Raw genomic sequence first — 7,862 nt, 5'->3', positions numbered from 1 at the left:
AAGGCGAAGAAAGCCGCCAAAGAGGCCGAGCAACAAGCAGACGCAGAGCCTGCAGAGACTGACGCTGAACCGGAAGATCCCCGCAAGGCCGCCGTTGCAGCTGCCATTGCCCGTGCCAAGGCGAAGAAAGCCGCCAAAGAGGCCGAGCAACAAGCAGACGCAGAGCCTGCAGAGACTGACGCTGAACCGGAAGATCCCCGCAAGGCCGCCGTTGCAGCTGCCATTGCCCGTGCCAAGGCGAAGAAAGCCGCCAAAGAGGCCGAGCAACAAGCAGACGCAGAGCCTGCAGAGACTGACGCTGAACCGGAAGATCCCCGCAAGGCCGCCGTTGCAGCTGCCATTGCCCGTGCCAAGGCGAAGAAAGCCGCCAAAGAGGCCGAGCAACAAGCAGACGCAGAGCCTGCAGAGACTGACGCTGAACCGGAAGATCCCCGCAAGGCCGCCGTTGCAGCTGCCATTGCCCGTGCCAAGGCGAAGAAAGCCGCCAAAGAGGCCGAGCAACAAGCAGACGCAGAGCCTGCAGAGACTGACGCTGAACCGGAAGATCCCCGCAAGGCCGCCGTTGCAGCTGCCATTGCCCGTGCCAAGGCGAAGAAAGCCGCCAAAGAGGCCGAGCAACAAGCAGACGCGGAGCCTGCAGAGGCTGACGCTGAACCGGAAGATCCGCGCAAGGCCGCCGTTGCAGCTGCCATTGCCCGTGCCAAGGCGAAAAAAGCAGCCAAAGAGGCTGAGCAGCAAGCAGGCGCAGAACCGGCCAATTCAGCGCCCGAGAGTGATGCGCCCCTGAGCGCGGAAGAAAAACGTCAGGCAGCAATTAAAGCCGCTGTGGCACGCGCAAAAGCAAAAAAGCAGGCCGCCGCCAAAGACCAAGAAGGAAATGATCTGTCATGAAATTAACCATGGCTTCATCGCCCCACAATCACAGCCATAAAACACTTAGCCGCCTGATGCTGACAGTGATCGCCGCGTGTGTTCCCGGTATTCTGGTGCAAAGTTACTTTTTCGGTGCCGGCACCCTGTTCCAGCTATTACTGGCGCTGCTAACCGTCAGTGCGACCGAAGCCGCTATGATGAAATTGCGCGGTCGCCCTGTCTGGCCAACACTCAGTGACGGCAGTGCCTGGCTGACCGCTGTGCTGCTGGCGGTGAGCATTCCACCTTTGGCCCCCTGGTGGGTCACTGTGATTGGCTGTGTGTTTGCCATTGCCATGGTCAAACAGCTCTATGGGGGTCTGGGCTTTAACCTGTTCAACCCCGCGATGGCTGCATACGTTTTGCTGTTGATCTCATTTCCGGTGCAGATGACCAGCTGGACACCAATCATAGACATACAAGCTACGCCGTTGTCAGTACTGGATCAACTGGCACTCATTTTTACTGAACAGACTCTGGCAGGTGTGCCACTCGCGGAAGCGCGCCAGGTCATTGACGGTACTACCTCAGCAACCCCGCTTGATCATGTCAAAACGGCCGTATCGCAAAATCTGACTGTCTCAGAAGCCACTGATAGTGCCGCGTTCGGGGAATATGCAGGACAAGGCTGGCAGTGGGTTAACCTGGCTTACCTGTTAGGCGGTTTGTACCTGCTAAAAGCCAAAATCATTAACTGGCACATCCCGGTGGCGTTTATTGTGACCCTGGCAATATGCAGCGGCCTGGGGTTTGCACTGTCTCCGGCAACGCAAGCAGGTACCCTGTTCCACCTGCTGAGCGGTGCGACTATGCTGGGCGCCTTTTTTATCGCCACCGATCCGGTATCAGCCAGTACTACCAACCGCGGCCGCCTGATCTATGGCGCACTCATTGGGCTGTTGGTTTATCTGATCCGTCATTTTGGTGGCTACCCAGACGCCGTCGCCTTTGCCGTATTGATCATGAACATGGCGGTGCCTTTGATTGATTACTACACGCAGCCTCGTACATACGGGCATGGAGCAAGCTCATGATCCTGTCATCAATGAAGAAAAACGGCTTTATTCTGACCGCCTTTGCACTGGCGACCACAGGTAGCGTCGCACTGGTACAAACCTTTACGGCGCCAGAAATTGCCAAACAGGAACAACGTCACCTGATGCGCGTCCTCACTCAGGTCATTCCACAGGCGCAATACGATAACGAGCTCTACCTCGACTGCACGGTAAGTAGTGCGCCGGAGCTGGGTCCTAACGGACCACATGTTATCTACAGAGCGCGCCTGCAAGATACCCCTGTCGCCTTGCTGGTGCAACATATCACACCGCGTGGCTACAGCGGCAATATCGACATTCTGAGTGCAGTCTACAACAATGGTGAGATCGCCGGCGTACGCGTCACGCGCCATGAAGAAACCCCCGGTCTTGGCGATAAAGTCGAACTGGCCAAGTCTGACTGGATAACCCGTTTCAGTGGAACGGTCGTAACTCAGGAAAAAGACCCGGCTTTTAATGTCCAAAAAGATGGCGGGCAATTTGACCAATTCACCGGTGCGACTATCACACCACGCGCCGTCGTTCAGAGCGTTAATGCCGCAGCCTGGTATGCCCGCAGCAATTTTGACTCGCTCTTTGCCGCGCCAAACCACTGTGAGGAGACCATCGATGAGTGAATTTAAACAACTCGCCCACGAGGGGATGTGGAAAAACAACCCAGCACTCGTGCAGCTGCTAGGCCTGTGTCCATTGCTGGCCGTCACCAGCACCATCACCAATGCTTTGGGCCTGGGGCTGGCCACTTTACTGGTACTGGTGGGCTCCAATGTCACCGTTTCCATAGTAAGAAACTGGGTACCCAAAGACATCCGGATCCCGGTCTTTGTGATGATCATTGCCGCCTTTGTAACTATTGTGCAACTACTTATGAACGCTTACACGTTCGGTCTTTATCAGTCATTGGGGATCTTTATTCCGCTTATCGTCACCAACTGTGCCATCATTGGTCGTGCCGAAGCATATGCCTCTAAAAATACGCCCCTGCTTTCGGCATGGGATGGCATTATGATGGGCCTGGGCTTTGGTGCTGTGCTGGTGTTACTTGGCGCCATGCGCGAGCTAATTGGCCAGGGTACCCTGTTTGATGGTGCAAACTTGTTACTGGGCGACTGGGCAACGGCACTGCGGATCGAAGTCATCGAGTTCGATAGTCAATTCCTGGTGGCCATTTTGCCGCCCGGCGCATTTTTAGGACTCGGTTTAATCATTGCAGCCAAAAATTATGTCGATGCCCGCAAAGAAGCTCAGGCTGAACCTGTCGACAACCCTGAAAAGGCGCCTCGAGCCAGAGTCACCAGCTTAGATTAATTCGCTGCGGGAAAGCCGTCACTTTCCCGCTCAACACCGATAAAATCAACAGCACAACCATACAGCAAGTAAGTCAGTACTATGAATAAAGCAAAACGACACGAAATTCTCACCCGTCTACGGGATGACAACCCTAACCCGGAGACTGAACTGGAATACACCTCGCCTTTCGAGCTGCTGGTCGCCGTCACTTTGTCGGCTCAGGCCACTGATGTGAGTGTCAACAAAGCCACTCGTAAGCTGTTTCCCGTGGCTAACACACCACAGGCGATTATCGACCTGGGTGTCGACGGCCTGAGGGACTATATCAAAACCATCGGCTTATTTAACTCCAAAGCCAATAACGTCTACAAGATGTGTCATATTCTGATGGAGCAGCATGGTGGTGAAGTCCCGGAGAACCGAGAAGCCCTTGAAGCCCTGCCCGGCGTCGGTCGTAAAACCGCTAATGTAGTGCTTAATTGCGCTTTCGGCTGGCCAACCATTGCTGTTGATACACACATATTTCGCGTTTCAAACCGCACTAAATTTGCCATGGGTAAAGATGTGGTCGCAGTTGAAGAGAAACTAGAAAAGGTGGTGCCAAAAGAGTTTAAAGTCGACGTCCACCACTGGCTGATTTTACTCGGTCGCTACGTGTGTACCGCACGCAAGCCTAAATGTGGCAGCTGTATCATCGAAGACTTGTGCGAGTTTAAAGAGAAAACAGAGTAAACACCTTGGTGCACAGTGGGCGCAACTCAAAGCCCACCACGCATCACTGCCGCCCACATTATTCGCTGTTTGCTGGTCGCCTGATCATCATTAGTCTTTTAAGCAACACACTGCTGCCAAGCACATCTGTGATTTGATTGTACCAGTTGGTAAACAAGACCCGGATCACCCAGTAGAAAAGTACCCCTATCATCAAATATATCAGCGCATTACTGTCTATGAAATCCGGCCAACTGTCTGATGTATTGGCTGAGAAAGACATCACCGCACCTAATAGCGCAAAACACGCTCTCCACGTATGCCTGACCATGCGATGCTTGCCGCTGAGTCCACCACTTAATATCATTTTGGCATCCAGACACGCAGCCATCGCGGCAATCACCGCATGAAGGGTAAATATGGTTTTGAATGTCGCTGAAAGCTCGGTGGCGGTATAAACAAAGTAAAGCAAGTCAAAGCTGATGTAGATGATCACCAGCATTGCAATGAACTCAAAAGCGCCCACTGAACGCTCTTTTCTCAACACAACCGCCCAGGCTGTTGAGCCATAGTACAAGGTCAGTAACGCCATCGTCAGGCCACCATTAAACAATGCAGCACTGCCCGCCATAATTAGCATAGAAAAGAAAAATAGATTTCCGGACCATCTGTGTCTGGTCGTTCCTTTGGCAAAACTCAACGCGCCTATGCCAAACAACAATAAAAATGACCCAGCAATAATATGCAACGTCAGCATGTCGCCTCCTTGTTATATCTGATATCTGTGAGCATTGCTTTTGTGCACCGTTGCTCGCCAAAGTCAGGAGTTATCCAAGCCTTCCCTGACCAAAATTTACACTAACAAGACGCGTGTTAATTTAGTACATCAATTGAACGATAAATCCAAATGAAGTGTTACAAACCATCACATTTGTGTCATGGCTAACCAATTTGTTTGAGCAGCATGCCTGCGTTACCTTTAGAACAAGTGTTGCAAACTCCATATATTCAGTGTCTTATTGACGTGTTAAGCTCACCTTATTAAGCAACGGATTGGTTATTCTCTGATGACGCTACCGCAACTACTCACGGCCCTGGTGCCAATCCTTAGCGTGTTTCTCTTGCTGGTATTATTTAGGTTACCTGCGAGGCAAGCTATGCCATTTAGTTTGCTGCTTAGCGCTTTATCCGCCTATTTGGTCTGGCAAGTTCCCTGGCAACAAATCTCAGCCGCCGCACTGGAAGGCTTGATCATCGCACTGACCATAATATGGATTGTTTTCGGGGCAATCTTTTTACTCAAGGTGCTACAACACACCGGTGCTGTCCTCACCATTAAACACGGGTTCGCCCGGATCAGTCCCGACAAACGTGTACAGCTGATTATCATTGCCTGGTTATTTGGCAGCTTTCTGGAGGGGGCAGCCGGATTTGGTACACCCGCAGCCATCGCTGCGCCTTTGCTGGTTGCCCTGGGGTTTACGCCGCTGAGCGCGGTTGTACTGGCACTGGTAGCCGACTCCAGTGCGGTCTCATTTGGTGCCGTTGGTACACCGGCGATTGTCGGAATTGGCCAGGGTGCAGCGAATATCGACTACACACAGGTTAAGCACATTGCTTTAACCGCCATTGGTATTGATATTATTGTTGCAGCCCTGTTACCGTTGATTTTAGTTATGCTGTATTGTCGCTTTTTCAACAATGCCCCAAGTTGGCGATCCGGATTTGCGATGGCGCCTTTTGCCCTATTCAGTGCGCTGGCTTTTACCCTGCCCGCATATGGCGTTGCCTGGTTACTGGGACCAGAGTTTCCCTCTGTGCTGGGCGCCATGGCAGGATTAGCGATTGTCTGCCCCTTAGCGCAAAAAGGGTTTCTATTGCCTAAACCCGAAAACACAACAATATCAACGACGTCGAATACTGACACTCCTTCATTGAGCCTGAGCAGAGCCTGGTTGCCCTATGTATTAGTTGCCGCATTGCTCGTGCTAACCCGGATCCCCTCACTGCCGTTCAAGGCAATACTTCAAAGCGTTCAGTTTGAATGGACCCATATCCTGGGATCCGCCATTTCAGTTAATGTCATGCCTCTGTACCTGCCTGGCAGTGTATTTGTCGTAACCGCGCTTTTTGCCTTGTGGTTGCAAGGCGGCACGATGTCACACTTTCGTCTTGCCCTGCAAAACAGTACCCGTATGTTATTGCCCTCTGTCATCGCATTGGGCGCAGCCGTGCCTATGGTACGCATCTTTCTTCACTCAGATATAAATGACGCAGACCTGCCTGCCATGCCGATGGCACTGGCTGAATCTGTCGCGTTACACTTGAGTGACTTTTGGCTATTGATTGCACCCCTGGTGGGTGCATTAGGGGCGTTTATCGCGGGCTCCGCAACCTTTTCTAATCTGATGTTTGCCAGCTTTCAGCAAGCATTGGCTACAGAAGCCGGGCTGGATATGCAGCTGGTGCTGGCACTACAAATGCTTGGCGCAAATGGTGGCAATATGATTGCGGTGGTCAATGTGGTGGCAGCCGCCAGTGTCGTCGGCCTGCATGGCAAAGAGGGTGATATTATTCGTTACACCCTGATTCCCATGCTTTATTACTGCCTGACGGCCAGCCTGATTGCCTGGCTGATTTTTGTTTAGTGCTCCCACGAAGGGAAAGGGTCCGGCAGCGTTTTCCACGCTTGCTGGCCTTTTAGCACGTCTTCTTCACTCAGCAAACACGCGTTCAGGCGGCGGATAATGTCTGCTTTATCCAGCCCCTGACCAATAAACACTAATTCCTGTCGCATGTCGCCAAAAGGCTCAACCCAGTGCTCTTCAATGGCAGCAATATATTCCGGGTCTTCTGGCCACTGATCTCGTGGCACGGCTTTCCAAAATAACCCTGCCGCGCCATGTCTGGCAATTCCCCCAGCCTGACTCCAGCTACCGGCAAAGTGAGGCCGGGTTGCCAGCCAGAAAAATCCCTTTGAGCGGATCAGCTTGCCGGCCAGCTCGTCACTATGTAAGAAATCATAAAACTTTTCCGGATGGAAGGGTCTTCTGGCACAAAAAGTAAAACTGCTGATGCCAAACTCTTCCGTTTCCGGAATGTGCTCGCCCCTGAGCTCTTTGAGCCAGCCGGGTGCCTGCTGGGCTTTTTCAAAACTGAATTTTTTGGTATTTAACACCTGCGCCAGAGGGACCTTGCCATGTGCCATGGGTATTTGCTCAGCATCGGTATTAAGTGTACGCAGAATGCTCTGCAAACGTTTAAGCTCGGTATCTGAGATCAAATCTGTTTTGCTGATCAGCAATACATCGGCAAATTCAACCTGTTCAACAAGTAAATCGGCCACACTACGCTCATCTTCCTCACCTAAGCTCTCTCCGACATCCTGCAACGCCTCAGCCCTGTCGTAGTCTTTCAGAAAGTTCACCGCATCCACCACTGTAACCATGGTATCCAAAGTGGCGATGTCAGATAGACTTACCCCCTGCTCATCTGCAAAGGTAAAGGTTTCGGCCACAGGCAATGGTTCAGAAATGCCAGTTGATTCAATCACCAGGTAATCATATTTACCCGACTTCGCCAGCCGGTTGACCTCTTCAAGCAGGTCTTCTCTGAGTGTGCAACAAATGCACCCATTACTCATCTCAACCAATTTTTCCTCAGCCCGATTGAGACTCACTTCATTTTGAACCGTCGCAGCATCAATGTTGATTTCGCTCATATCATTGACTATAACGGCTACTTTTAGCCCCTCACGGTTACTTAGAATATGGTTAAGTACCGTAGTTTTTCCTGCCCCTAGAAAACCTGACAACACGGTTACGGGCAATAAATTTGATGTATTTAACTTAGCCATTGCTTGATTACCTTACACAGTTTTTGACGGTAGATTTG

7 protein-coding genes and 1 pseudogene are annotated in these 7,862 nt (G+C 51.7%); 6 read left to right on the top strand and 2 right to left on the bottom strand.

Annotated elements, in window-relative coordinates:
* The 5 genes and pseudogenes from PRUB_RS19260 to nth all read left to right on the top strand — a co-directional run.
* Positions 1 to 891, top strand: a pseudogene (locus PRUB_RS19260) (electron transport complex subunit RsxC); the annotation flags it as partial.
* Positions 888 to 1,946 carry an electron transport complex subunit RsxD gene (rsxD, locus tag PRUB_RS19255; RefSeq protein ID WP_010386491.1) on the top strand — a complete coding sequence of 353 codons (1,059 nt, stop codon included), beginning with the start codon at positions 888 to 890 and terminating at the stop codon, positions 1,944 to 1,946. The pseudogene PRUB_RS19260 and the gene rsxD, both read left to right, overlap by 4 nt.
* Positions 1,943 to 2,584: an electron transport complex subunit RsxG gene (gene rsxG / locus PRUB_RS19250; RefSeq protein WP_010386492.1), complete on the top strand. Its 642-nt coding sequence runs from the start codon at positions 1,943 to 1,945 to the stop codon at positions 2,582 to 2,584. Before rsxD ends, rsxG begins: the two co-directional genes overlap by 4 nt.
* Complete coding sequence (locus PRUB_RS19245) at positions 2,577 to 3,275, top strand: electron transport complex subunit E (protein ID WP_010386493.1); 699 nt, start codon at positions 2,577 to 2,579, stop codon at positions 3,273 to 3,275. The genes rsxG and PRUB_RS19245 overlap by 8 nt, the downstream gene beginning before the upstream one ends.
* An 81-nt stretch (positions 3,276 to 3,356) precedes the next feature.
* Positions 3,357 to 3,989, top strand: a complete 633-nt coding sequence (nth, locus tag PRUB_RS19240) for an endonuclease III (RefSeq protein ID WP_010386494.1) — start codon at positions 3,357 to 3,359, stop codon at positions 3,987 to 3,989.
* A gap of 58 nt (positions 3,990 to 4,047) precedes the next feature.
* Here nth and PRUB_RS19235 read toward each other — a convergent pair whose 3' ends face one another.
* Positions 4,048 to 4,725, bottom strand: a complete 678-nt coding sequence (locus tag PRUB_RS19235) for a hypothetical protein (RefSeq protein ID WP_010386495.1) — start codon at positions 4,723 to 4,725, stop codon at positions 4,048 to 4,050.
* Positions 4,726 to 5,035: 310 nt separating this feature from the next.
* Between PRUB_RS19235 and PRUB_RS19230 the strand changes: the two genes are divergently transcribed.
* On the top strand, positions 5,036 to 6,616 hold the full coding sequence (locus PRUB_RS19230) for an L-lactate permease (RefSeq protein ID WP_040645579.1): 1,581 nt from the start codon (positions 5,036 to 5,038) through the stop codon (positions 6,614 to 6,616).
* On the opposite strand, the gene zigA is transcribed toward PRUB_RS19230, so the two are convergent.
* Positions 6,613 to 7,824: a zinc metallochaperone GTPase ZigA gene (zigA, locus tag PRUB_RS19225; protein ID WP_010386497.1), complete on the bottom strand. Its 1,212-nt coding sequence runs from the start codon at positions 7,822 to 7,824 to the stop codon at positions 6,613 to 6,615. The genes PRUB_RS19230 and zigA overlap by 4 nt on opposite strands.
* Positions 7,825 to 7,862: the final 38 nt, after the last annotated feature.

The organism is Pseudoalteromonas rubra, from assembly GCF_000238295.3.
Classification (GTDB): Bacteria; Pseudomonadota; Gammaproteobacteria; order Enterobacterales; family Alteromonadaceae; genus Pseudoalteromonas; species Pseudoalteromonas rubra.
Note: the sequence above shows the minus strand (reverse complement) of the source record. Positions and strands in the feature narration are given on the sequence as shown.

Bases quoted from the DNA above. Each gene is read 5' to 3' on its own strand.
- rsxD (WP_010386491.1), top strand. From the start codon at position 888: ATGAAATTAACCATGGCTTCATCGCCCCACAATCACAGCCATAAAACA.
- rsxG (WP_010386492.1), top strand. From the start codon at position 1,943: ATGATCCTGTCATCAATGAAGAAAAACGGCTTTATTCTGACCGCCTTT.
- PRUB_RS19245 (WP_010386493.1), top strand. From the start codon at position 2,577: ATGAGTGAATTTAAACAACTCGCCCACGAGGGGATGTGGAAAAACAAC.
- nth (WP_010386494.1), top strand. From the start codon at position 3,357: ATGAATAAAGCAAAACGACACGAAATTCTCACCCGTCTACGGGATGAC.
- PRUB_RS19235 (WP_010386495.1), bottom strand. From the start codon at position 4,725: ATGCTGACGTTGCATATTATTGCTGGGTCATTTTTATTGTTGTTTGGC.
- PRUB_RS19230 (WP_040645579.1), top strand. From the start codon at position 5,036: ATGACGCTACCGCAACTACTCACGGCCCTGGTGCCAATCCTTAGCGTG.
- zigA (WP_010386497.1), bottom strand. From the start codon at position 7,824: ATGGCTAAGTTAAATACATCAAATTTATTGCCCGTAACCGTGTTGTCA.